The 21358-nt window shown below is 62.7% G+C and carries 21 protein-coding genes; 6 read left to right on the forward strand and 15 right to left on the reverse strand.

Translation table 11 applies throughout. The features are described from left to right. Window positions 1-106: 106 nt before the first annotated feature. The 3 genes from HF916_RS15810 to HF916_RS15820 all read right to left on the reverse strand — a co-directional run bounded on the left by HF916_RS15810 (window position 107) and on the right by HF916_RS15820 (window position 3065). Complete coding sequence (locus tag HF916_RS15810; RefSeq protein WP_168789842.1) at window positions 107-1072, reverse strand: L-carnitine dehydrogenase; 966 nt, start codon at window positions 1070-1072, stop codon at window positions 107-109. A 64-nt stretch (window positions 1073-1136) separates the two neighbouring features. Then, window positions 1137-2066: a 3-keto-5-aminohexanoate cleavage protein gene (locus tag HF916_RS15815; protein WP_168789843.1), complete on the reverse strand. Its 930-nt coding sequence runs from the start codon at window positions 2064-2066 to the stop codon at window positions 1137-1139. Window positions 2067-2111: 45 nt separating this feature from the next. After that, a complete protein-coding gene (locus HF916_RS15820) occupies window positions 2112-3065 on the reverse strand; it encodes a choline ABC transporter substrate-binding protein (protein WP_168789844.1) in 954 nt (317 codons plus the stop codon). Window positions 3066-3412: 347 nt separating this feature from the next. On the opposite strand from HF916_RS15820, the gene HF916_RS15825 reads away from it, so the two are divergent. Both HF916_RS15825 and HF916_RS15830 read left to right on the forward strand, forming a co-directional pair. Then, entirely contained in the window at window positions 3413-4426 is a 1014-nt protein-coding gene (locus HF916_RS15825; RefSeq protein WP_168789845.1) for a GlxA family transcriptional regulator, read from the forward strand. A 121-nt stretch (window positions 4427-4547) separates the two neighbouring features. Then, on the forward strand, window positions 4548-4874 hold the full coding sequence (locus HF916_RS15830) for a DUF4148 domain-containing protein (RefSeq protein ID WP_168789846.1): 327 nt from the start codon (window positions 4548-4550) through the stop codon (window positions 4872-4874). A gap of 59 nt (window positions 4875-4933) precedes the next feature. On the opposite strand, the gene HF916_RS15835 is transcribed toward HF916_RS15830, so the two are convergent. The 3 genes from HF916_RS15835 to HF916_RS15845 all read right to left on the reverse strand — a co-directional run bounded on the left by HF916_RS15835 (window position 4934) and on the right by HF916_RS15845 (window position 7636). After that, a complete protein-coding gene (locus tag HF916_RS15835; RefSeq protein ID WP_240975651.1) occupies window positions 4934-5263 on the reverse strand; it encodes a winged helix-turn-helix transcriptional regulator in 330 nt (109 codons plus the stop codon). Window positions 5264-5432: 169 nt separating this feature from the next. After that, window positions 5433-5849 (reverse strand): DUF934 domain-containing protein, encoded by a 417-nt coding sequence (locus HF916_RS15840; protein ID WP_168789847.1) that lies wholly within the window; start codon window positions 5847-5849, stop codon window positions 5433-5435. After that, window positions 5846-7636, reverse strand: coding sequence for a nitrite/sulfite reductase (locus tag HF916_RS15845; protein WP_168789848.1), 1791 nt, complete (start codon window positions 7634-7636; stop codon window positions 5846-5848). Before HF916_RS15845 ends, HF916_RS15840 begins: the two co-directional genes overlap by 4 nt. Before the next feature lie 327 nt (window positions 7637-7963). Here HF916_RS15845 and HF916_RS15850 point away from each other — a divergent pair, with 327 nt between their 5' ends. Further along, complete coding sequence (locus HF916_RS15850; protein WP_168789849.1) at window positions 7964-8152, forward strand: DUF2970 domain-containing protein; 189 nt, start codon at window positions 7964-7966, stop codon at window positions 8150-8152. A 41-nt stretch (window positions 8153-8193) separates the two neighbouring features. Here HF916_RS15850 and HF916_RS15855 read toward each other — a convergent pair whose 3' ends face one another. The 3 genes from HF916_RS15855 to HF916_RS15865 all read right to left on the reverse strand — a co-directional run bounded on the left by HF916_RS15855 (window position 8194) and on the right by HF916_RS15865 (window position 12576). Then, a complete protein-coding gene (locus HF916_RS15855; RefSeq protein ID WP_168789850.1) occupies window positions 8194-9609 on the reverse strand; it encodes a PLP-dependent aminotransferase family protein in 1416 nt (471 codons plus the stop codon). A 212-nt stretch (window positions 9610-9821) separates the two neighbouring features. Further along, window positions 9822-11282: an NADP-dependent succinate-semialdehyde dehydrogenase gene (gene gabD, locus HF916_RS15860; protein WP_168789851.1), complete on the reverse strand. Its 1461-nt coding sequence runs from the start codon at window positions 11280-11282 to the stop codon at window positions 9822-9824. A gap of 10 nt (window positions 11283-11292) precedes the next feature. Beyond that, window positions 11293-12576, reverse strand: coding sequence for a 4-aminobutyrate--2-oxoglutarate transaminase (locus HF916_RS15865; protein ID WP_168789852.1), 1284 nt, complete (start codon window positions 12574-12576; stop codon window positions 11293-11295). A 123-nt stretch (window positions 12577-12699) separates the two neighbouring features. On the opposite strand from HF916_RS15865, the gene HF916_RS15870 reads away from it, so the two are divergent. Then, window positions 12700-14205, forward strand: a complete 1506-nt coding sequence (locus HF916_RS15870; protein WP_168789853.1) for a PLP-dependent aminotransferase family protein — start codon at window positions 12700-12702, stop codon at window positions 14203-14205. 17 nt (window positions 14206-14222) lie between these two features. Here the strand turns inward: HF916_RS15870 and HF916_RS15875 are convergent, their stop codons facing one another. The 6 genes from HF916_RS15875 to phnC form a co-directional block, all read right to left on the reverse strand. Continuing rightward, entirely contained in the window at window positions 14223-14795 is a 573-nt protein-coding gene (locus HF916_RS15875) for a PIN domain-containing protein (RefSeq protein WP_168789854.1), read from the reverse strand. A gap of 3 nt (window positions 14796-14798) precedes the next feature. Beyond that, a complete protein-coding gene (locus HF916_RS15880) occupies window positions 14799-15257 on the reverse strand; it encodes a helix-turn-helix domain-containing protein (RefSeq protein WP_168789855.1) in 459 nt (152 codons plus the stop codon). Between the two features lie 100 nt (window positions 15258-15357). Beyond that, window positions 15358-16194: a DMT family transporter gene (locus HF916_RS15885; protein ID WP_168789856.1), complete on the reverse strand. Its 837-nt coding sequence runs from the start codon at window positions 16192-16194 to the stop codon at window positions 15358-15360. A 276-nt stretch (window positions 16195-16470) separates the two neighbouring features. Continuing rightward, entirely contained in the window at window positions 16471-17313 is an 843-nt protein-coding gene (phnE, locus tag HF916_RS15890; protein ID WP_168789857.1) for a phosphonate ABC transporter, permease protein PhnE, read from the reverse strand. After that, window positions 17310-18287: a phosphonate ABC transporter substrate-binding protein gene (phnD, locus tag HF916_RS15895; RefSeq protein ID WP_168789858.1), complete on the reverse strand. Its 978-nt coding sequence runs from the start codon at window positions 18285-18287 to the stop codon at window positions 17310-17312. Before phnD ends, phnE begins: the two co-directional genes overlap by 4 nt. Window positions 18288-18328: 41 nt before the next feature. Next, window positions 18329-19234 (reverse strand): phosphonate ABC transporter ATP-binding protein, encoded by a 906-nt coding sequence (phnC, locus tag HF916_RS15900; protein WP_168789859.1) that lies wholly within the window; start codon window positions 19232-19234, stop codon window positions 18329-18331. Between the two features lie 291 nt (window positions 19235-19525). On the opposite strand from phnC, the gene HF916_RS15905 reads away from it, so the two are divergent. Next, complete coding sequence (locus HF916_RS15905; protein ID WP_168789860.1) at window positions 19526-20560, forward strand: M14 family zinc carboxypeptidase; 1035 nt, start codon at window positions 19526-19528, stop codon at window positions 20558-20560. Then, window positions 20557-21357 carry an alpha/beta fold hydrolase gene (locus HF916_RS15910; RefSeq protein WP_168789861.1) on the forward strand — a complete coding sequence of 267 codons (801 nt, stop codon included), beginning with the start codon at window positions 20557-20559 and terminating at the stop codon, window positions 21355-21357. The genes HF916_RS15905 and HF916_RS15910 overlap by 4 nt, the downstream gene beginning before the upstream one ends. Window position 21358 lies beyond the last annotated feature (1 nt).

Here is a 21358-nt window from a genome sequence, read left to right on the forward strand (position 1 = left end):
CGTGGGGCCATGCGACGCCAACGCGTGACGCGGGTGGCTTCCGCGCTCTTTGGTCCATCCGCGCTTTCCCGCTTCCGCGGCCCCCGTGCCTTTTGCGCGTACGGCATCAATCAGAAGGCTGCATGCCATGCCGCGCCTTCGCCTCCGCAATCGCCGCCAGCACGCTCGTAATGCAATCGTCGCGGTAACGTTCGAGCTGTTTGATCGAGCGCGGCCCGACCTGTTCGGCCGTGCCGTCCACGACGCGATCGATCAGCTCGTCCGTCAGCTTAGGCGCTACCAGTTTAGTCCAGGGCAACTCCAGCGCGGGTCCGAATTGCTGCATGAAATGGCGCATGCCCGCCTCGCCGCCCGCCAGCGTGTACGTCAGGAACGTGCCCATGAACGACCAGCGGATGCCCGCACCGAAGCGGATCGCGTCGTCGATTTCGCCCGTGGTCGCGACGCCTTCGTTGACCAGATGCAACGCCTCGCGCCACAGCGCTTCCAACAGGCGGTCGGCGATGAAGCCCGGCACTTCCTTGCGAACCCGCAGCGGCCGCATCGAAAGCGCACGATACACCTGCAGCGCGGCGTCGATGGTTTCCGGCGCGGTGCGTTCGCCGCCCAGCACTTCGACGAGCGGCAACAGATACACCGGATTGAACGGATGCCCGACGATGCAACGCTGCGGATTCAACGCCCGCGCGTAAAAATCGCTCGGCAGGAGACCCGACGTCGACGAAGCGATGATCGCATCCGGCTTGGCCGCGCGGCTGATCTGTTCGTGCAGCGAGAGCTTCAATTCCTCTCGCTCAGGCGCGCTTTCCTGAATGAAATCCGCTGGCCCGACGCAGGCTTCGATCGTCTCGACGAAGCGCAATCGCTCGGGCGACGCGCCCGCGGCGAGCCCCACGCGCTGCAGCGCCGGCCATGCGTTCGCGACGTTCTCGCGCAACTGCTTCTCGGCACCCGGCGCCGGGTCCCACGCGATGACATCGAGCCCATGCGCGAGCGCGCGCGCCACCCAGCCGCTGCCGATCACGCCCACGCCGATTGCCGCGAATGTTTTGATATCGACGATCACTGCCATTGCTGATGTTTCCTTTGCCTATGTATTGTCTGGTTTCGAAGCGAGTTGCATCGAGCGGGGTGAATCAAACGTACTGTCCCGCCGCACGGCGCTCCAATTGACGTTCGCCACGCGCGGGCAGACCCAGCTTGCGGCGCCCCTCAGCGGGCGTCAGCGCGCGTGCGCCGAGCCGTTCGATGATTTCGACCGCGCGTTGCACCAGCGTGCCGTTCGTCGCGGGCACACCTCTGTCGAGCCAGATGTTGTCTTCGAGGCCGACGCGCACGTGGCCGCCGAGCAGCATCGCCTGCGCGACCATCGGCATCTGCATGCGGCCGATGCCGAAGCCGGCCCATTGCGCGCCGGGCGGCAGGTTGTCGGCCATCGCTTTCATGGTCGTGGTGTCGGCGGGCGCGCCCCAGGGAATGCCAAGGCATATCTGGAACAGTGGCGGCGCGTCGAGCAGGCCTTCCTTGAGCAATTGCTTCGCGAACCACAAGTGGCCGGTATCGAAGATCTCCAGTTCAGGCTTGACGCCGAGTTCCTGGATGCGCTGCGCGCCGGCCCGCAATTGCGCGGGCGTCGATACATAGATGTAGTCGCCGTCGCCGAAATTGAGCGTGCCGCAATCGAGTGTGCAGATTTCCGGCAGCAATTCCTCGACATGGGCGAGGCGCGTGAGGCCGCCGACCAGATCGGTGCCTGCGCCGAAGCGCATCGGGTCTTCGCCCGTACCGATCTCCAGATCGCCGCCCATGCCGGCCGTCAGGTTGATGATCACGTCCGTGCCCGACGAGCGAATGCGGTCGACGACCTCGCGATACAGCTGTGGATCGCGGCTGCCGCGTCCGGTTTTTGGGTCGCGCACGTGGCAATGCGCAACGGTGGCGCCGGCCTTCGCGGCTTCGATGGCGGCCTCGGCGATCTGCTTCGGCGTGACGGGAATGGCCGGATGCTTGCCGACGGTATCGCCTGCGCCGGTGACCGCGCAGGTCACGATGACTTCATGATTCATGCGAGCTGGTTCCTGTGGATTGAAATGCGCGACGGTCGGTTGCAATCAAAGACCGAGATAGGCTTTGACCGCGAGCAAGCCGTCCTTGCCGTCGTAGGTCTTCACGCCGGCAAGCCATGCGTCGAGTACTTGCGGGTTTTTCTTCAGATACGCCTTGGCGGCATCGGCGGGTTTTTCCTTGTTCATGACTGATTGCATGACCACGTTTTCGAGCTGCGTCGAAAAGCGCAGATTGCTCACGAGCTTCCCCGCGTTCGGGCAGCGTGTCAGAAAGTCGGGGGACGTCAGCGTATAAACGCGTGCTTCGCCGTCGTTCGGACCGAATACGCCGTCGCTGCCGGTGAGATATTTCATATCGATCTGGATGTTCATCGGATGAGGTTCCCAGCCCAGAAAGACCACCCATTTCTTCTCGCGGATCGCGCGATCGACCGAGACCAGCATGCCCGCTTCACTCGATTCGATCAGCTTGAAACCGCCGAGGCCGAACTGATTGTTAGCGATCATCTTGAGGATCGCCGCGTTCGCGCTGCTGCCGGGCTCGATGCCGTAGATCTTGCCGTCGAGCTGATCGCGGTGTTTGGCGATGTCGGCGAATGTCTTCAGGCCCGCGTCGTATTCGTAGTTCGGCACCGCGAACGTGGCCTTGGCGCCGGTCAAATTAGGCGGCTGCAGCACCTGGATCGATTTCGAGTCGACGAACGGCGCGATCGCCTTTTCCTGCACCGGCCACCAGTAGCCGAGCGACACGTCGAGCTGTTTGCTCTTCAAGCCCGCGAACGAGATGGGTACGGAAGCGACGGTCGTCACCGGCTGATAGCCGAGTCCTTCGAACACGGTCGACGCGAGCGCGGTGGTCGAGGTGATATCGGTCCAGCCGATATCGGCGAAATGCACCGCGCGGCAGGCAGCGGGCTCCTGAGCCGAGGCTGGCGCCGTGGCGACGGCGGCCGCCAGGCACGCAAGATGGGCAAGCAGGGCTTTGATGCGTAACTTCATGACGTTCCCTCTTCTGACACGGGTGACAGCGTGTTTCGAACCGGGCCGCGCCTGAGCCAACGAAAAGCAGGCGAAGCGGCCCCCGGACATGCGATACGGCTTGTGTAATGCGTGACTGCACGAATGACGTAACGTTAATGCCCCATATTCCCGCCAAAGCGACCGCCAGCGACCCGTTCTTGCTTCCACGCGACAATGAGGGAAAACCTGCGTCGTCCCGCCCTGCGGCGCAACATCGGTCGATGCGGCAATTTTGGCGTGCCTTGCCGGCTCGGCTGCTGCTTGCTACGCTCGCCGGGAACCCGCCCGCGCCTGCGTTTTTTGTCTCCTGATCGAGTCTGAGCACGATGCCCGAAGATATGTCGTTCCTGCTGCTGCCGGGCTTTTCGGCGATCGGTTTCATGTCAGCGGTGGAACCGTTGCGCGTGGCGAACCGCTTCCGTGGCGATCTGTACCGCTGGCGCATTTTGAGTCTCGATGGCGCGCCGGTCGCCGCCAGCAACGGCATTTCAATCAATGCGGATGCCGCCATCGGCGACGTCGACGCGGCGCGGACGCTCTTCGTCGTCGCGGGCTTCGAGCCGCTCGCGTGCTACACGCGCGCACTGGGCGATCGTCTGAAACGCCTGGAGCGGGCGGGGGCGACGCTCGGTGGTATCGACACCGGCAGCTTCGTACTCGCGGAAGCCGGGCTGCTCGGCGGCGCGGACAGTGTGACCGTGCATTGGGAAGCGCTGTCGGCGTTCCGCGAACGCTATCCATCGTTGGACGCAAGTCAGGAGCTGTTCGAGATTGGCGCGCGGCGCATCACGTGCGCGGGCGGCACGGCGTCGATCGACATGATGCTCGACCTGATCGGCCGCGAGCATGGCGCCGCGCTGGCCTCGGCCGTCTCGGAGCAATTCGTGGTGAGCCGTATCCGGCAGCGTTCGGACCATCAGCGCATGGAGATCGCGGCGCGCTACGGCGTGCACAACCGCAAGCTGATTCAGGTGATTGGCGTGATGGAACAGCATATGGAGGAGCCGCTCACGCCGGACCAGCTCGCGCAGGAAATCGGCGTGACGCGGCGGCAACTGGAGCGGCTGTTCTGCGCCTCGCTGAAGGACACGCCGACGCATTTCTATCTGCAGTTACGCCTCACGCGTGCGCGCGAGCTGCTGCAACAGACCGACATGTCGATTACGTCGATTTGCGTGGCATGCGGATTCGAGTCGCCCTCGCATTTTTCACGGACGTATCGTGCGCGTTTCGGAGCGAGCCCGAGAAGTGACCGGCAGGCAACAGGCGGCCGAAATGCCGGTGAACTGGCGCCGTCGCAGGGGCGAAACCTGGCTTCCACGCCCCACTTAGCTCATTAATCGCAACAGTGAATTCGTTGATCTGGGGTTTACCCTGGATAATCTGACTCCTAGACTGTCTCCATACGCTGCAGACACAGGTCCGCAGCATGGCAAAAAACAATCTCTGGAGGTAGTCATCATGAAATCCCTGATCGAAGCCGTTGTTATCGCCGCGCTCATTTCCGCTCCGCTCGCCGCTTTTGCTCAATCGAATCAGCCGGTTACGCGCGCTCAAGTGCGCGCCGAGCTGGTCCAGCTGGAAAAGGCGGGCTACAACCCGGGCACCGCGAACGACGACGACTATCCGTCCAACATTCAGGCTGCTGAAGCGCGCGTCGCCGCACAAAAGAGCGCTGCTCAGACGAGCGGTTATGGTTCGGCCACCAATGGTTCGTCGCAGGCAGGCGGCCATTCGGACACGACGAACAGCTCGTATTCGGCTCCGGTTGTTAACTACGGTCGTTAATCGATCGCGGAGTGTGTAGTAGCTGTAGTAGTAGTTGTAGCCGCGCGCTGGATTGGTTGTCACGCTGGTCGTGACAACTCCAGCGCCTGTGAAACGGCCTGACACGTGGACCGTCCGATCTTATGGTCATACGTGTGGTTACTGGCCTCGATGGAGTCGATAGAACGTTCGACCCATTGCTTCAATTCGGTGACGATAGGCAGCGCGGTGCGAGCGAGTACGGTTAAGCCATACTCGATACGCGCCGGATGTCGGTCATCAACGCATCGCTCGACAAGCCCATCCCTTTCCATCGATCTCAGTGTCTGAGAAAGCATTTTGTCGGAGACGCCGTCTAATCGACGCCTGATCTCGGCAAAGCGCAAATGCTTTTCTCGCAACGCGATCATCGCCAATACGGTCCACTTCTGACCGAGGCGTGCGAGAGCGAGTCGGGACGGGCAAGCTCCCGAAAATGCATCTGGCGACGATCCGCTATGTCGCGGCATAACTTGCTTTACGCAGTAGTCCGCAGATATTGGAAGGGTTGTAGACACCACCTGCATGGCTCTCGCGCCGTCATTCATCCTCATTCCCGACATCTGATCGCACAAACGGCGCATCGTGAATAACATCGCCCTGATAAAACGCAGGGAAGCGGTCGAGTTGCCGTTGTGCGTCCTGTGGAGCGATACCGTCTTTCAGTACCGCACTTGAAAACCCGGTTCGCTCCATCTGAATCAACTGGTCGACGAGCACGTCGCCCGTTGCCCGCAGATCGCCTTTGAAGCCGAGGCGGCGGCGCAGGAGATACGCCTGACTGTAAGCCCGCCCGTCGGTGAAATTGGGAAAGTGCAATTCGACGCGCGCAGCAGTCGCGATCACCTCTTTTTGCTCGGCCGGGTCTGCGTCGTTTGCCAGAGAGACCACCTGCCCGGATGCGTCCGATGCATGCTCGGGTAAAGTGAGCAGCCTGATACGTGTCGAGCCGCTCATGCCGTTTTCTCCATCAGCGTACGCACGCGATCTGCAGCCGTCCTGAACGGTTCGATGCCTGCCCGTCGAACCGTTTCGACGAACGACTCGCGCCTCTCGCCAACCGTCGTCCGGATGTCGAGATAGGCCGACAGCAGCGCGTCGATGACCTCGGGCACTTCAACGGCGGAAAAAGACGGGCCGATGACCTTGCCCGCTTGCGCGCGACCACTGGCGCGCGAACCGTCCGAGCCGCCCAACGTCACCTGGTACCACTCCTTGCCATCCTTGTCGACACCGAGGATGCCGATGTGCCCGCTATGGTGATGTCCGCATGAATTGATGCAGCCGCTGATATGCAGATCGATATCGCCGATGTCGTTGAGTTCGTCCAGATCCTGATAGCGCTCGGTAATCGCCTCGGCAACCGGAATGGAACGGGCATTGGCGAGCGCACAGAAATCGCCACCCGGGCAAGCGATCATGTCGGTCAGCAGGTTCACGTTGGCGCTCGCGAGCCCGGCCTCGCGCGCGGCTTGCCAAAGCGGCAGGAGGTCGTTGACATGCACCCACGGCAGCACGACATTCTGCGTGTGGGTGACGCGCGCTTCGCCCGCCGAGAATCGCTCGGCCAGGTCGGCCACGCGATCGAGCTGTTGCGCCGAGGCATCGCCGGGCGCTTGCAGAAGGCGTTTGAACGAGAGCGTGACAATCCGCAAGCGCTGGTTCCTGTGCGGCGAGACATTGCGCTGGAGCCAGCGTTCGAATTGCGGCGTCTCGAGGGCCGCGGCGTTCGACGTTGCGATCGCTTCAAGGTCGATCGGCGCATCCACGGAAGGCTTGCACGGTAGAGCGAAGCACGCGCTGACGCGTTCGAGTTCCGCCAGCGGAATCGTATGCGGACCGCCGTCGTGCTCGACGATCTGGCGGAACTCTTCCTCGACGCCGTCGATGTAACGTTGACCTTCTGCCTTCACCAGAATCTTGATCCGCGCCTTGTACTTGTTGTCGCGGCGTCCGTACTGGTTGTAGACGCGCACCACCGCTTCGATGTAATTCATGATGTGTTGCCACGGCAAAAACTCACGCAGCACGGTGCCGATCACGGGCGTGCGGCCCATGCCGCCGCCCACCGTGACGCGAAATCCCAGTTCGCCCGCCTCGTTGCGTAGCAGATGGAGCCCGACGTCATGCCAGTCCGTCGCGGCGCGGTCTTCGCTCGCACCGGTGATCGCGATCTTGAACTTGCGTGGCAGGAACGCAAACTCGGGATGGAGGGTTGTCCACTGCCGCATGATTTCGGCGAACGGACGCGGGTCGGCGATTTCGTCGGGCGCGACGCCCGCGCGTTCGTCGCAGGAAATGTTGCGGATGCAGTTGCCGCTCGTCTGAATGCCGTGCATGTCGACGCTTGCGAGCAAGTCCATCACGTCCGCGGCCTTCGAGAGCGGAATCCAGTTGAATTGCACGTTGGTGCGCGTCGTGAAATGCGCATAGTTCGTGGGCAAGCGGACGGTGCCGAGCTTGCGCTGTGCTTCGCTGGCAAGGCGGTAGACCTCGGCCTCCGGTTCGTCGTATTCGCGCGCAATCCGGGCGAGCATGCGCAACTGCCTGCTCGACAACTCTCCGTAGGGGATCGCCACGCGCAACATCGGCGCATGCCGTTGCACATACCATCCATTCTGAAGACGCAACGGACGAAAGTCGTCCTCACTCAGCTTGCCGGACTGCCAGCGTTCGAGCTGGTCGCGGAACTGCGCAGAGCGGCTGCGCACGAATGATTGGTCAAACTCGGTGTATTGGTACATGGTCCGGTGCGGCTATCGCCCTACATGGCACAGTCTGGCTGCGCGTCGGTTTCGTTGGAAGGAGCCGTGGTGGCGTCGGACGACACATGACGTGCCGCGCCCGATCCGAGGGCTTCTGGCGAACGATAGAGGCAATGACGGTCGCTGAAAAGCAGCAGATGCCGCTGAAAACACGCTAGCAGATGGCGAGCGAACCGGCGACCGGGCAGCCGGTCGGTCGCGCAAGACTGCTGCGCTGGAATAGATCGCAACTGCTACTGTTTTGCGGAACCCGACCGGCTCAAACTATCACCTGAGATATAACAACCCCGCCTTGAAGGTGATGCCATGAACCTCTTGAAGATGACACGAATCGTACTGTGGAGTTTTTTCGGCATCCGCCGCGGTGCCTCGCATCAGGCCGACATGGCGGGCGTCAAGCTGCCCCTGCTGCCGCTAGTCGCGGTAGCCCTCGCCGCCGGATTCGGCGCGACGCTGTTTGCGCTCGCCAGGCTTGCGGTTAGCGTCGCGCATTGACGGTAGCGGTGCTTTCGTAGGGAGAGCGCGGTGAACGTGGTTCATCGGCTCGCCTGCTCGAGCAGTGAGCCCAACGTTTGGACAGCGCTTTCCGTGCTGTCGCTCCACGGATGACCGAAGTTCAACCGGATATGGTTCCGGAATTCGTGCCGCGCGGAGAAGATCGGACCCGGCGCGATGCTGATGCCGTTCTCTATCGCCAGGCGGTGTAATTGCATGGCGTCGACATGCGATGGCAGCCGGAGCCACAGAAAATAGCCTCCGGAGGGCAGCGTCCAGTGCGAATCGTCCGGCATGCAGCGGCGCAGCGCGGTGTCCATCGAGGCGAGCTGATTGCGGAACGCACCGCGTAGTTTCCGCAGGTGCTTGTCGTACCCGCCATGCTGTAGATAATCCGCTATCGCCGCCTGGGCGGGAATGCTGGCCGATAACGTGGTCATCAACTTCAGGCGCTGCACCTTCTCGGCGAAGCGTCCCGCCGCGACCCATCCAATGCGGTATCCGGGCGCGAGCGTCTTTGAAAATGAACTGCAGTGCATCACCAGCCCCTTCGTGTCGAAGGCGATGGCGGGCAGCGGGTAGGTCGCCGCATGATGCAATTCGCCGTACACATCATCTTCGATGAGCGGCACGTCACGCTGGGCGAGAAGTTCGACCAGCGCTTTCTTCTTCTCCTGCGACATCGCCGCGCCGGTCGGATTCTGATAGTTAGTCATGAACCAGCATGCGCGGACAGGGTGCTTGTCGAGCGCCTCCGAGAGCGCTTGCAAATCCATGCCTGAAACAGGATCGACTGGAATCTCGACCGCCCGCAGATCGAGGCGTTCGATGGCCTGCAGCGCCGCATAGAAGCCGGGCGACTCGATCGCGACCACGTCGCCCGGCCGCGTCACGGCCATCAAACACAGGTTCAATGCTTCCAGCGCGCCATTGGTGACGACGAGTTGCTCCATTGGCTGAGCAACGCCCATCCCCATGTATCGCAACGATATCTGGCGACGCAATGGCTCATTGCCCGGCGGAAGATCGACGACGGTGCTCCACGGACTGATCAAACGGCTCGAATGCGCGAGCGACCTGGCGAGACGCTGAAGCGGAAACAGTTGCGGAGACGGAAAGGCCGAACCGAACGGCACTACGTTGGGATGCTTCGCGGCTTCGAGCACCGAGAAGACAAGATCGCTGATCTCGACCTTGGCGGACTCCAGAGCGGCTTGCGGTCGGGGCGCCGGTTGCTGCTCGAGCGCGGCGCCCGGCGCGACATAGTAGCCAGAGCGTTCACGTGCTCGAATCAAGCCCCACTCTTCGAGCAGGTAATAGGCGCGAAACACGGTGGACTGGCTGACGCCGTGCTGCGTGGTGAGGTGCCGCAAAGACGGCATGCGGGAGCCGACTGGACGGCTGCCCGAGCGAATTTCATCGGCCATGGTGTTGGCCAGCATTTCGAAGCGTTTCATTTAACGGTCGTTATTCGGCTGCGTGCACCGCGGTCAACTGCCGCAATTGTGCCAGCAGTTTAACGACAGGCCTGGGAGAATGGGGATCCGCTTTTGTTCCCAGCGGAAGAACGGCCGCTGCCACCACACAACGCGTCTGTTTCCAGCGGGCCAACGAAAAACGGCCACGTCAGACATGCCGACGTGGCCGTTCCTCACTTCAAGCTTTGCGGTCAGATCCCGCCGACGCACATGTACTTGATGACCACGTAATCGTCGATGCCGTAATGTGAACCTTCGCGGCCCAAGCCCGATTGCTTGACGCCACCGAACGGCGCGACTTCGTTCGAGATGAGGCCCGTGTTGATGCCGACCATGCCGTATTCGAGCGCTTCCGCGACTCGCCAGACGCGGCCGATATCGCGGCTATAGAAGTACGACGCGAGACCGAACTCGGTGTCGTTGGCAAGACGGATCACTTCTTCATCCGACGAGAAGCGGAACAGCGGCGCGAGCGGGCCGAAGGTTTCGTCGCGCGCCACCTTCATGGCCGGCGTGACATCCGCGAGCACGGTCGGCTCGAAGAAGCCGTGGCCGAGCGCATGACGCTTGCCGCCGGTGACGACGCGCGCGCCTTTGGCGAGCGCGTCTTCGATATGCGACTCGACCTTGAGCACGGCTGCTTCGTTGATCAGCGGACCTTGCGTGACGCCGTCCTCGGTGCCGCGGCCAACCTTGAGTTGTTCGACGGCGACGCGCAGTTTCTCGGCGAACGCATCGTAGACCTTGTCGTGCACATAGAAACGGTTCGTGCACACGCAGGTCTGGCCGCTATTGCGATACTTCGATGCAATCGCGCCGGCCACCGCGGCGTCCAGATCCGCGTCGTCGAATACGATGAACGGCGCATTGCCGCCGAGTTCGAGCGACACCTTCTTCACCGTGGGCGCGCACTGCGCCATCAGCAAACGGCCAACCGGCGTCGAGCCGGTGAACGACAGCTTGCGCACGATCGGATTGCCCGTCATTTCCGCGCCGATGGCTTTCGGCTCGCCGGTCACGACGTTGAACACGCCGCGCGGCACGCCTGCGCGTTCGGCCAGCACAGCCAGCGCGAGCGCGGAGAGCGGCGTGGCTTCAGCCGGTTTGACGATGATCGGGCAGCCCGCCGCGAGCGCCGGACCGACCTTGCGGGTGATCATCGCGGCCGGGAAGTTCCATGGCGTGATGGCCGCGCAAACGCCGATCGGCTCTTTCGTCACGACGATGCGTTTGTCGTTGGCCGGCGTCGGGATCGTGTCGCCGTTCACGCGCTTGCCTTCTTCCGCGAACCATTCGAGGAACGACGCGGCGTACTGGATCTCGCCCTTGGCTTCGGCGAGCGGCTTGCCCTGTTCCGTGGTGAGGATCTTCGCCAGATCGTCGGCGTTTTCCATCATCAGGTCATGCCACTTACGCAGGATCACGGCGCGCTGCTTCGCGGTCGTGGCGCGCCATGTCGGCCAGGCGGCGTTGGCCGTGTCGATGGCGCGGCGGGTTTCCGCCGTGCCCATGCGTGGCACCGTCGCGATCGTCTCGCCGGTGGCGGGATTTTTCACTTCGAAGGTCGTGCCGTCGTCGGCGCCTTGCCATTCGCCCGCGATGTAGGCCTGGCTCTTCAGCAGCGACGGGTCTTTCAAGCTCAACGTGGTCATGTGGGTTTCCTTAAGCCGCGACGGTGACGCTGTCCTTGATCACGTCTTCGAGGATCGCCATGGCTTCGTCGAAGACCGCGTCCTGAATCGTGAGCGGGAACAGGAAGCGCACCACGTTCGAATAGACGCCGCACACGAGCAGCAGCAAGCCGCGTTCGAGCGCACGCGTCTGCACGCGCTTGGTGAATTCCGCGTCCGGTTCCGTGCCGCCTGCCTTGCAGAACTCCACGGCGACCATGCCGCCGGGGCCGCGCACGTCGGCGATTTGCGGCACGTCGCTTTGCAGCGCGATCAGCTTGGCCTTGACGCGGTCACCCAGCACCGTAGCGCGCTCGCAGAGCTTCTCTTCGTCGATGATATCGAGCACCGCATGCGCGGCGGCAACCGCCAACGGATTGCCCGCATACGTGCCGCCGAGGCCGCCAGGCGCCGCGGCGTCCATCACATCGGCACGGCCGATCACGCCCGACAGCGGCATGCCGCCGGCGAGACTCTTGGCGACCGTCATCAGATCGGGCACCACGTCGTAGTGATGCATGGCGAACAGCTTGCCGGTACGCGCGAAGCCCGTTTGGACTTCGTCTGCGATCAGCAGAATGCCGTGCTCGTTGCACAGTTTGCGCAAGGCGCGCACGAATTCGGCCGGCGCCGGATAGAAGCCGCCTTCGCCCTGAACCGGTTCAAAGATGATCGCGGCCACGCGCTTCGGATCGATGTCGGCCTTGAAGAGGAATTCGATGGCCTTCAGCGAGTCGGCCGTGGTCACGCCGTGCAGCGGATTCGGGAACGGCGCATGGAACACGTCCGACGGGAACGGTCCAAAGCCGATCTTGTACGGTGCGACCTTGCCGGTCAGCGCCATGCCCATCAGCGTGCGGCCGTGGAAACCGCCGGTGAAGGCGATCACGCCCGGACGGCCCGTCGCGGCGCGGGCGATCTTGATCGCGTTTTCGACGGCCTCGGCGCCGGTCGTGAACAACGCGGTCTTTTTCGGATGGTCGCCCGGCGCACGCTCGTTGAGCTTCTCAGCCAGTTCGACATACGACGCGTACGGCACGATCTGATACGCCGTGTGGGTGAAATGATCGAGCTGGTCGCGGATCGCGGCGAGGATCTTCGGATGACGGTGGCCCGTGTTGCATACGGCGATACCGGCCGCGAAGTCGATGAAACGGCGGCCCTCGACGTCCCACAGTTCCGCGTTTTCAGCGCGCTCGGCGTAGAAATCGCACATCACCCCGACGCCGCGCGGCGTGGCGGCGTCTTTACGGCTCTTCAGTTCTGCGTTCTTCATAGTCATCTCCTTCGCTCCTCGGTTTTTGCGGACGCCGCGCCCACAGCGCAGCACATGCAGCGACTATAATGAGATTTGGCTCTTAACTTCAGAGCCATTTCAATAAAAATGTAGGAGCCAATCATGCGCGCGAGCGTTTTGTCCGACTGGCTGGCCCAGCGCCTCGACCGGGGCAACGGTCAGCCGATCTATCGTCAGTTGCATCGGCTGTTGCAGCAAGCGATCCTGTCGCGCGAATTGCCGCCGGGCAGCAAGGTGCCGTCGTCGCGTTTGCTGGCGCAGGAGTTGGGCATCGGGCGCAACACCGTCACGCAGGTGTATGAGCAACTCGTACTCGAAGGTTATGTCAGTTCGGCGACCGGGCGCGGCACGTTCGTCGCCGATAGCGCGCCGGACGAGATCGTCGGCGTGCCGGATGCCGAGGCGCCCGCCGCGCGTCCCGAGCCGCCGCCGTTGCAGGCGCGGCGCGCGCTTTCCACGCGCGGCGCGCGGCTGATCGCGGGCGCGGGCGTGTCCAAGCGGCAGTGGGGCGCGTTCATGCCTGGCGTGCCGGACGTCACGAAGTTTCCGGCGCGGGTCTGGAGCCGCCTGCACAACAAATATTGGCGGCGGCTGCGCCCGGACCTGCTGACGTATGCGCCGGGCGGCGGCCTGGCTTCGCTGCGGCATGCGCTGGCCGACTATCTGCGTACTTCGCGCTCGGTGCGCTGCACGCCAGAGCAGATCATCATCACGACCGGGATTCACCAGTCGGTCGATCTTGCCGTGCGCCTGCTGTCCGATCCGGGCGACGTGATCTGGACCGAAGACCCGTGTTATTGGGGCGTGCGCAGCGTGCTGCACGTGTCCGGCCTGGAATCGCGGCCGATCGCCGTCGACGAGGAAGGCATCAATCCGCTTGCCGACGACCTCGCGCAGCCGCCGAAGCTGATACTTGTCACGCCTTCGCACCAATATCCGCTCGGCATGGTGATGAGTCTCGCGCGGCGGCGCATGTTGCTCGAATACGCGCGGCAGAACCAGTGCTGGATCATCGAAGACGACTACGACAGCGAATACCGCTATGGCAGCCGGCCGCTGGCGTCGCTGCAGGGTCTGGATACGTCGGGGCAGGTGATTTACGTGGGCAGCTTCGGCAAGACGCTGTTTCCAGGGTTGCGCATCGGCTACCTCGTGGTGCCGGAAGCGCTGGCGGAGAGTTTTGCCACGGCGAGCGCCGAGTTGTATCGAGAGGGGCAGTTGCTGCAGCAGGCGATGCTTGCGGAGTTCATCGCCGAAGGGCATTTCACGTCGCATATCCGAAAGATGCGCACGCTGTACGGACAGCGCCGCCAGACGCTGCTCGACGCCGCCGCGCAGCGTTACGGCGACGCCTTGCCGGCGGTGGGCGGCGACGCCGGTTTGCATCTCGTGATGCAGTTGCCCGATGGCAGCGATGACCGGCGGGTGGCGGCTGCCGCGCTGGAGCGCAATATCGTCGTGCGGCCGTTGTCGGGGTATTACGCGCAACCGTCGCTGGCGCCGTCGGGTTTGCTGATCGGCTACGCGTGCGTGCCGGATGAGGAGATCGCGCCGGCTTTCAACACGCTCGCCGATGCGATCGATGCGACGTTGCCGGAGTTTGCGTGAGGGGGAGCGCGTTTTGTTCAGATAGCGATGCTATAGGGCCGAACAGCCGAAACAGTTTGCGTGAGACCGAGCCTGGCTAGGGTGTCGAGGTACTCGTCGACGGACTTCGGCGGGTTCTTCAATGATTTCCTGTGCTCGGCCATTGCTTCGAGCACCTTCGCCTGGTTGAGGTCGAACAGATCGGCGATGAAGTCGTCCGGATGTTGCGCGGTTACGTTGAACGTGCCCAAGGCGGCGGCAGGAAAGTCTCTCAGATTGAACGTAACAATAAGTTCGGCCCCGCAGTGGACCGCGGCGGCGACGACGTGCGCATCAGTGGGATCCGGCAACTCGATGGCCGGTATCAAATGCTCGAAGTTTTCGACCAACGCATCGCGAACATGGGTGTCCATGAGTTCTCGGACGCGATAGATTTTGGCGCGATCCAGGTCTGGCCGGTTTGCGATCAGGTTTCGTACCCATTCATCATGGATAGCGCAGGTCCAACGCGCCCGGTAAAGGTCAGTAAGCGCCAGACGCATCAACAGGTTACGCAATGGTTGGGAGTACAGAACGCAAGCGTCGTAGACAGCGGTGAAGTGTGACGACATCGGCTATTCCAGACCCATGTCCTGTGATAAAGCCGCCAGTTCGTCCAGCGCCTTACGCCGCTGTGCGTCAATCCGATTCTTGTAGGCCATTACGTCTTCGTACCGTACGCGCCGGTGAGTGTTCACCTTGCGGAACGGAATCTCCTTCTTCTCAAGCAACTGCACGAAGTAGGGCCGCGACACATTCAACAGATCGGCGGCTTCTTGCGTAGTTAGTTCGGCATGAATCGGAATGATGGAAACGGCGTTCCCTTGGCCGATCTCCGTCAGAACATCGACCATCAGACGCACGACGGAAGTCGGCAATTCGACGGTGCGCGTTTGACCTCTGTCGTCCTTGAAGTCGAACTGCTGTGTCTCGGCGCGGCTGGACAGCACCACCGACAGATTCCGGCTGGAGGTGCGGGCAAGCTCGGCCTCCTGTTGTGACGGAAGCGGGGTGGGATGGATGGTGGTGTTCATAGCGCGACTCGGCTCCTTCGGTTGCGTCATTCTAAATCGAAATAAACGAAATCGCAATAAACGAAACGGAGCGAAGGGGCAGGTGAGCGGCCGTCGGCCGTCAAACCCGTATCAACACCGCCCCCAGCGTCACCAAGGCGCACGCAACGATCCGCCGCGTGGTCAGCTTCTCCCGCATGAACAGCCAGCCGATCACCACCGCGAAGATCGAGCTCATCTCGCGCAGCGCCGAAACCATTGCAATCGGCAGATAGCGGTACGCCTCGATGATCAGGCAGTACGCGCTCAACGCGAGCACGCCCGCCGCGATGCCCTTGAGCACCACCGCGCGCCCGATAAACAGTCCCTTGGCGCCGCCGCGCCAATGCCAGGCGAGCAGAAACTGCGGAATGTTCCAGATCAGATAGACCCACATGATGTAGCTCAGGCCATTGCCCGCCAGGCGCGCGCCGATACCGTCGACCACCGAATAGGTCGCGATAAAGATGCCGGTAAGGAGCGCGAACGGCACACTCTCACCCGAAAAGCGCATGCCGCGTCGAAACGCCAGCGAGACGATGCCGAGCGACACCAGCGCCACACCGATCGCCGCCAGCGGCTTGAGCGCTTCATGGGCGAAGACCAGTGCGCCGACGAATACGAGCATCGGCGAAAGGCCGCGCGCAATCGGATAGATCTGCCCGAAGTCGCCGCTTTTGTAGGCGCGGATCAGCGCCAGCAGATAGCCGAATTCCAGCACCACCGATGCAAAGATGTACGGCCACGCCGCCGGCGCCGGCAGGGGCAACACGATCACGCCGACCGCGCTGACGGCGATATACGGCATCGCCATCATGCCGAGCAGCCAGACGCGATCTTCGGAAAGATGCAGAAACGCATTCCACGTAGCGTGAAGCATCGCGGAGAGCAGCACCAGCAAAACGACTAAGGTTTCCATCGAAGACCAGGGAGAGGAGAAGCAAAGGCTCGCGTGCGGGCCATAAGCCCGTGATTATTCCAGCAGAACGCCGGAATAGAGGAGTGGACGACCCGATTGAAGGGGTTTTATGTGGAAAATTGAGGCGATTTGTGGCGTCAAAAAGACGCTGCAAAGACAGGCAACCCCGGCCAATGCGGGTTGGACCGTTAGCGCAACGGCGCGCGGCGGAAAGCTGACGAAGCCGCGCTTCGCCAAACTTCCCGCCGCCGTGCGAACGCAGTCAGGCCGCCAACTTCAGGTCACGCGCTCGCGCAGCCACGTGGAAACAAGATCGATCACCGTCACGACCACGATCACCATGATCATCACCGCGGCGGTTTGCGCATAGTTGAACGAGCGGATCGCCTCGTACAACACCACGCCGATGCCGCCCGCGCCGACCATGCCCACCACCATCGCCGAGCGCACGTTCGATTCGAAGCGATACAGCGCGTACGAGATCCACAACGGCAATACTTGCGGCAGCACGCCGTAAATGATCTCGTCGAGACTGGTCGCGCCGGTGGCGCGCACGCCTTCGGCGGGACGCGGATCGATGGCCTCGACCGCTTCGGCGAACAGTTTGGCGAGCACGCCGGTGGTGTGCACCCACAGCGCGAGCACGCCGGCAAAAGGACCGAGGCCGACCGCGACGATGAACAGCATCGCGAAGACCATTTCATTGATCGCGCGGCACGCGTCCATCATGCGGCGCATGGGTTGCACGATCCACATCGGCGCCATGTTGTGAGCGGACATCAGTCCGCACGGCACCGCGCACACGAGCGAAAGAGCGGTGCCCCACACCGCCACCGAGAGCGTCACAACCATCTCGTGCAGATAGCTGCGCCATTCGTGGAAGTCCGGCGGGAAGAAGTCCTTGGCGAACTGGCCCATGTTGCCGGAGTCGCTGAGCAGATCCAGCGGGCGCATGTCGGCGCCGTGCCATGCGCCGCCCAACACCGCAAGCACCGCGATCCAACCGAGCAGCGACAGCCAGCTACGCTTGCCGGCAGCCGGCGCGGGATGACGCGCCGCCTGGGCGTCGAGCGCTTCGCTCGCACGCGCCGGCGACGTGATCAGATCGACCGTGTTCATTGCTTCGATTGCGCGCTGTTCAGTGCGCTCAACTTCGCGTCGAGTGCGGCCAACTGGGTCTTGCGATCGTCATCGGAGAGATGCGCGTCGCTCTCGATCTTCTGTTTCTGCTGGAACAAGGCGACCTGGCGGATCGGCAGCAACTGCGCATCCGACGATGCCGCGAAGCCGCCATAACCGAAAATGCCCGCCATCACGGCCTTTTCGTGTGCATCGGTCTTCGCATAGTTGACGAAGAAGTTGCGCAGCTTGTCCTTGGTGGCTTGCGGCAGATCCTTGCGCCACACGATCGGGTCCGACGGAATCAGCGGCGAGGTCCACAGCACGCGCACTTGCGCGAACTTGTCCGGATGCTGCTTCTTCAAGGAATCGAGCATTTCCGTGTTGTTGGTCGCGATATCGATCTTGTTGTTCACCACCGCCAGCAGATTCGCTTCATGGCTCGACGGCAGCACGGTCTTGAACGAAGTATTGACCGGCGTGTTGTGTTGGGCGAACAGGTAGTAGCCCGGGATCAGCGTACCCGACGTGGAGTTCGGATCGCCGAAGCCGAGCGTGACGTCCTTCGTGTTCTTGAATACATCGTCGAGCGTCTTGAAGCGGCTGTTCACGTTGGTGATCAACACCGACTTATACCCGGCGTCGCCATTCGCGTACACGGTCTTGGCGAACACCTCGCCTTGCGAACGATCCACTGCTTCGATCGCCGACGCATTGCCGAGATACGCCACCTGGACCTTGTTGAAACGCATGCCTTCGATAATGCCGGCGTAGTCCGTCGCGAAGAACGCCTTGATGTTCAGACCGGTTTGCTTGTTCATGTCCTGAATCAGCGGTTCCCAGCGCTGTTTCAGCACGGAGGACGAATCGGTCGAAATGATGCCGAGGTTGAGGTCCTCGGCTTGCGCGGTGGCGACAGCAGCAAAGGTCGCCGCGCCGACGGCCAGCGTAATCAATGAACGCAGGAATTTCATTGTTTGAGATCCGGTTGAGTTGACAGAATGAATGGGCGCGCTCAGTTCGAGTGCGCCGGATTGAGTGCGAATGCGTAGCGCGTGGAGGCGGGCGCGGTGTCCTGAGGCGGTGTGCTGCCGGCGGCGTTTTGAGCCTCGATATCGTCCGCGCCTTGGGCGGCTTCATCGAGTAGTTCGCGGGCATCGTCGCCGTAGAGTTTTTTGAGCAAGGCAGGCGTGAGCGCGGCGGACGGGCCGTCGTAGACCACCTTGCCGCGGCGCAGCGCAATCGTGCGCGGGCAGTACTGCATGGCGATGTCGACCTGATGCAGCGACACCAGCACCGTGAGTTGATGCTCGACGTTCAGCGTGCGCAGCATCTCCATCACGCGGCGCGACGACTCGGGGTCGAGCGAGGCGATCGGTTCATCGGCGAGCACGATGCGCGCGCGCTGCACCAGCGCGCGGGCCAGCGCCGCACGCTGCTGCTGGCCGCCGGAGAGATTGGCGGCGCGTTCGCGCGCATGTTCGCCGATGCCGACTTCGTTCAACGCAGCCATCGACAACGCCCGCTCGGCACGCGGAAAACGGCCGCTGAGTCGACGCCACAACGGTAACCGCGCAAGCGCGCCGATCAGCACATTGCTTTCGACGGAGAGGCGGTTCACCAGATTGAATTGCTGGAACACGAAGCCGATATCACGGCGAATGCTGCGCACTTCGCGCACGATGCGGCCATTCTGCTGAATCGGCCGGCCCAGTATCGCGATCTGCGACGGCTGCGCATCCGAAGCCGTGAAGCCCGCGATATGGCGCAGCAGCGTCGACTTGCCCGAGCCTGAGGCGCCGATCAACGCAACCATTTCGCCCGGTTCGACGCGCAGATCGACTTCGTCCAGCGCCTTGCGGCCGTTGCTGAACGTCTTGCTCAACCGTTCGATACGGATTGCTTCCCGAATTGCTTCCATGAGTACCCCTTGATGCATCCGGCCTCTGCCGGCATGTGTGGGGCTCATTCTAGGAAGCGTCTGTGACGGTTGAGTGAAGGCATCGCAACGTCTAGACGACTATATCTATTCATGTCTTTTTTGCGTCGCCAGCAAGGCAAATTGGAGTCATCTGCTCGCATGAAAAATGACATGCATGTGACAGGATTTGCATCGGCCCGCGCCGCTTCAGCATGATCGCCGCCGGCCAGGCTATATTGCGTCAATCGGTGTGCCGTCCCCATTAACCTTGCAATTGCTTGCGACATCGTCATGCAGCCTCTGAGCTTCCTTCCCGACAGTTTTGCGGAGTACGAAGATCTCAGGACGATCCTCGAGCAGGGCAGCGCGAGCTTCGCGATCCGCACGGTCTGCGAGACGACGGTGCGCGGCCGGCAATTCGCCGTCCAAACCGCGAGCATCGGTTCCACCGACCCGCAAGCGCCGGCAATCGGCTTTTTCGGCGGCATTCACGGGCTCGAGCGGATCGGCTCGCAACTGGTGCTCGACTACATGCGCGCGCTGCTTGCGCGGCTCGAATGGGACGAACTGCTGGTGCGCCAATTGCAGTCGATTCGTCTGATCTTTATGCCGATCGTCAATCCGGGCGGTATGTGGGCGGCCACGCGCGCCAACCCCAACGGCGTCGACCTGATGCGCAACGCGCCGCAGAACGCCGACGAACGCGTCCCGCTGCTCGCGGGCGGCCAGCGCGTGGGCGCGTGGCTGCCGTGGTATCGCGGCCGCGAGGGTGCGCCAATGGAACCCGAGGCCTCCGCGCTCCTGCGGGTGGTCGAAACGGAACTGGCCGCGCGACCGTTGAGCATCGCGCTCGATTGCCACTCGGGCTACGGCTGGAGCGACAGTATCTGGTTTCCGTACGCACGCACCCGCAAAGTGATGCCGCATCTGCCGGAAATGTACGTGCTGAAAACCATGTTCGAACGCGCGCATCCCCATCATGGCTACGCATTCGAACCGCAGAGCCATCAATACCTGTTGCACGGCGATCTGTGGGACTTCGCATACGACCGCGCGCCCGCGCCCAACGTCTTTCTGCCGATGACCCTCGAACTCGGTTCCTGGCTGTGGATCAAGAAGAATCCGCGCCAATTGTTTTCGCGTCAGGGCATGTTCAATCCGGTGAAGGCACATCGCACGGCGCGTGTGCTGCGGCGTCACGCGAACCTGCTCGACTTTCTGGCGCGCGCGGCCTTTTCGTCGCAGCGTTGGCTGCCGCAAGGCAATCGTCGCGAGCAATTGCTGCAAAGCGCGATCGACCATTGGTACAAACCGGAAAGCGTATGAGCACGTGGATTCTGCTACGCGGGCTGACGCGTGAAATCCGCCACTGGGGCCGCTTGCCTGGGTTGCTGCAGGGAGCGGTCAATGAATCGCCGTATCGAGCGGGCGCAGCGGGACGTCTGCTGCTGCTCGATCTGCCGGGCAACGGCGAATTCGCGCACTTGCGCGCGCCGTCGACGGTCGCCGACATGGTCGGCTTCGTGCGAAATGCTGCTCTGCAAAGCGGCATGCCGGGTCCCTATTGCGTGCTGGCGATGTCGCTCGGCGGCATGGTGGCGACGGACTGGGCGCAACGGCATCCCTACGAGATCGAACGGCTGGTGCTGATCAACACGAGCATGCGGCCGTTCAGCCAGATGCAGGAGCGGTTGCGTCCTTCCGCATGGCCGGGCCTGCTGGAAGTGGCCGCGCACTGGCGCGACGCGCCGCGCGCGGAACACGGCATTCATCGGCTGACCTGCAATAACGTGGAGATGCTGGGCGACGATCTCGACGCCTGGAGCCGGATTCGCCGCAGCGCGCCCGTGAGCCGTGGCAATGCGTTACGGCAACTCTGGGCAGCGGCTCGTTTCACTGCGGGCGCGGCGCGACCGGAATGCCCGTTGCTGATTCTTTCCTCGCGCGCCGACAAACTGGTCGACCCAGTGTGTTCGGCGAAGCTCGCGGCGGCCTGGGGCGCCTTGCATGGCGAACATCCGTGGGCCGGCCACGACCTGCCGCACGACGACCCGGCGTGGACCAGCGAACAGGTCCGCGCATGGCTCGCGCAGGAGCATGCGGTTCCGAGGGCCGTGCTTTAAA

The organism is Paraburkholderia aromaticivorans, from assembly GCF_012689525.1.
Classification (GTDB): Bacteria; Pseudomonadota; Gammaproteobacteria; order Burkholderiales; family Burkholderiaceae; genus Paraburkholderia; species Paraburkholderia aromaticivorans_A.

Bases quoted from the DNA above. Each gene is read 5' to 3' on its own strand.
- HF916_RS15810 (WP_168789842.1), bottom strand. From the start codon at position 1,072: ATGGCAGTGATCGTCGATATCAAAACATTCGCGGCAATCGGCGTGGGC.
- HF916_RS15815 (WP_168789843.1), bottom strand. From the start codon at position 2,066: ATGAATCATGAAGTCATCGTGACCTGCGCGGTCACCGGCGCAGGCGAT.
- HF916_RS15820 (WP_168789844.1), bottom strand. From the start codon at position 3,065: ATGAAGTTACGCATCAAAGCCCTGCTTGCCCATCTTGCGTGCCTGGCG.
- HF916_RS15825 (WP_168789845.1), top strand. From the start codon at position 3,413: ATGCCCGAAGATATGTCGTTCCTGCTGCTGCCGGGCTTTTCGGCGATC.
- HF916_RS15830 (WP_168789846.1), top strand. From the start codon at position 4,548: ATGAAATCCCTGATCGAAGCCGTTGTTATCGCCGCGCTCATTTCCGCT.
- HF916_RS15835 (WP_240975651.1), bottom strand. From the start codon at position 5,263: ATGATCGCGTTGCGAGAAAAGCATTTGCGCTTTGCCGAGATCAGGCGT.
- HF916_RS15840 (WP_168789847.1), bottom strand. From the start codon at position 5,849: ATGAGCGGCTCGACACGTATCAGGCTGCTCACTTTACCCGAGCATGCA.
- HF916_RS15845 (WP_168789848.1), bottom strand. From the start codon at position 7,636: ATGTACCAATACACCGAGTTTGACCAATCATTCGTGCGCAGCCGCTCT.
- HF916_RS15850 (WP_168789849.1), top strand. From the start codon at position 7,964: ATGAACCTCTTGAAGATGACACGAATCGTACTGTGGAGTTTTTTCGGC.
- HF916_RS15855 (WP_168789850.1), bottom strand. From the start codon at position 9,609: ATGAAACGCTTCGAAATGCTGGCCAACACCATGGCCGATGAAATTCGC.
- gabD (WP_168789851.1), bottom strand. From the start codon at position 11,282: ATGACCACGTTGAGCTTGAAAGACCCGTCGCTGCTGAAGAGCCAGGCC.
- HF916_RS15865 (WP_168789852.1), bottom strand. From the start codon at position 12,576: ATGAAGAACGCAGAACTGAAGAGCCGTAAAGACGCCGCCACGCCGCGC.
- HF916_RS15870 (WP_168789853.1), top strand. From the start codon at position 12,700: ATGCGCGCGAGCGTTTTGTCCGACTGGCTGGCCCAGCGCCTCGACCGG.
- HF916_RS15875 (WP_168789854.1), bottom strand. From the start codon at position 14,795: ATGTCGTCACACTTCACCGCTGTCTACGACGCTTGCGTTCTGTACTCC.
- HF916_RS15880 (WP_168789855.1), bottom strand. From the start codon at position 15,257: ATGAACACCACCATCCATCCCACCCCGCTTCCGTCACAACAGGAGGCC.
- HF916_RS15885 (WP_168789856.1), bottom strand. From the start codon at position 16,194: ATGGAAACCTTAGTCGTTTTGCTGGTGCTGCTCTCCGCGATGCTTCAC.
- phnE (WP_168789857.1), bottom strand. From the start codon at position 17,313: ATGAACACGGTCGATCTGATCACGTCGCCGGCGCGTGCGAGCGAAGCG.
- phnD (WP_168789858.1), bottom strand. From the start codon at position 18,287: ATGAAATTCCTGCGTTCATTGATTACGCTGGCCGTCGGCGCGGCGACC.
- phnC (WP_168789859.1), bottom strand. From the start codon at position 19,234: ATGGAAGCAATTCGGGAAGCAATCCGTATCGAACGGTTGAGCAAGACG.
- HF916_RS15905 (WP_168789860.1), top strand. From the start codon at position 19,526: ATGCAGCCTCTGAGCTTCCTTCCCGACAGTTTTGCGGAGTACGAAGAT.
- HF916_RS15910 (WP_168789861.1), top strand. From the start codon at position 20,557: ATGAGCACGTGGATTCTGCTACGCGGGCTGACGCGTGAAATCCGCCAC.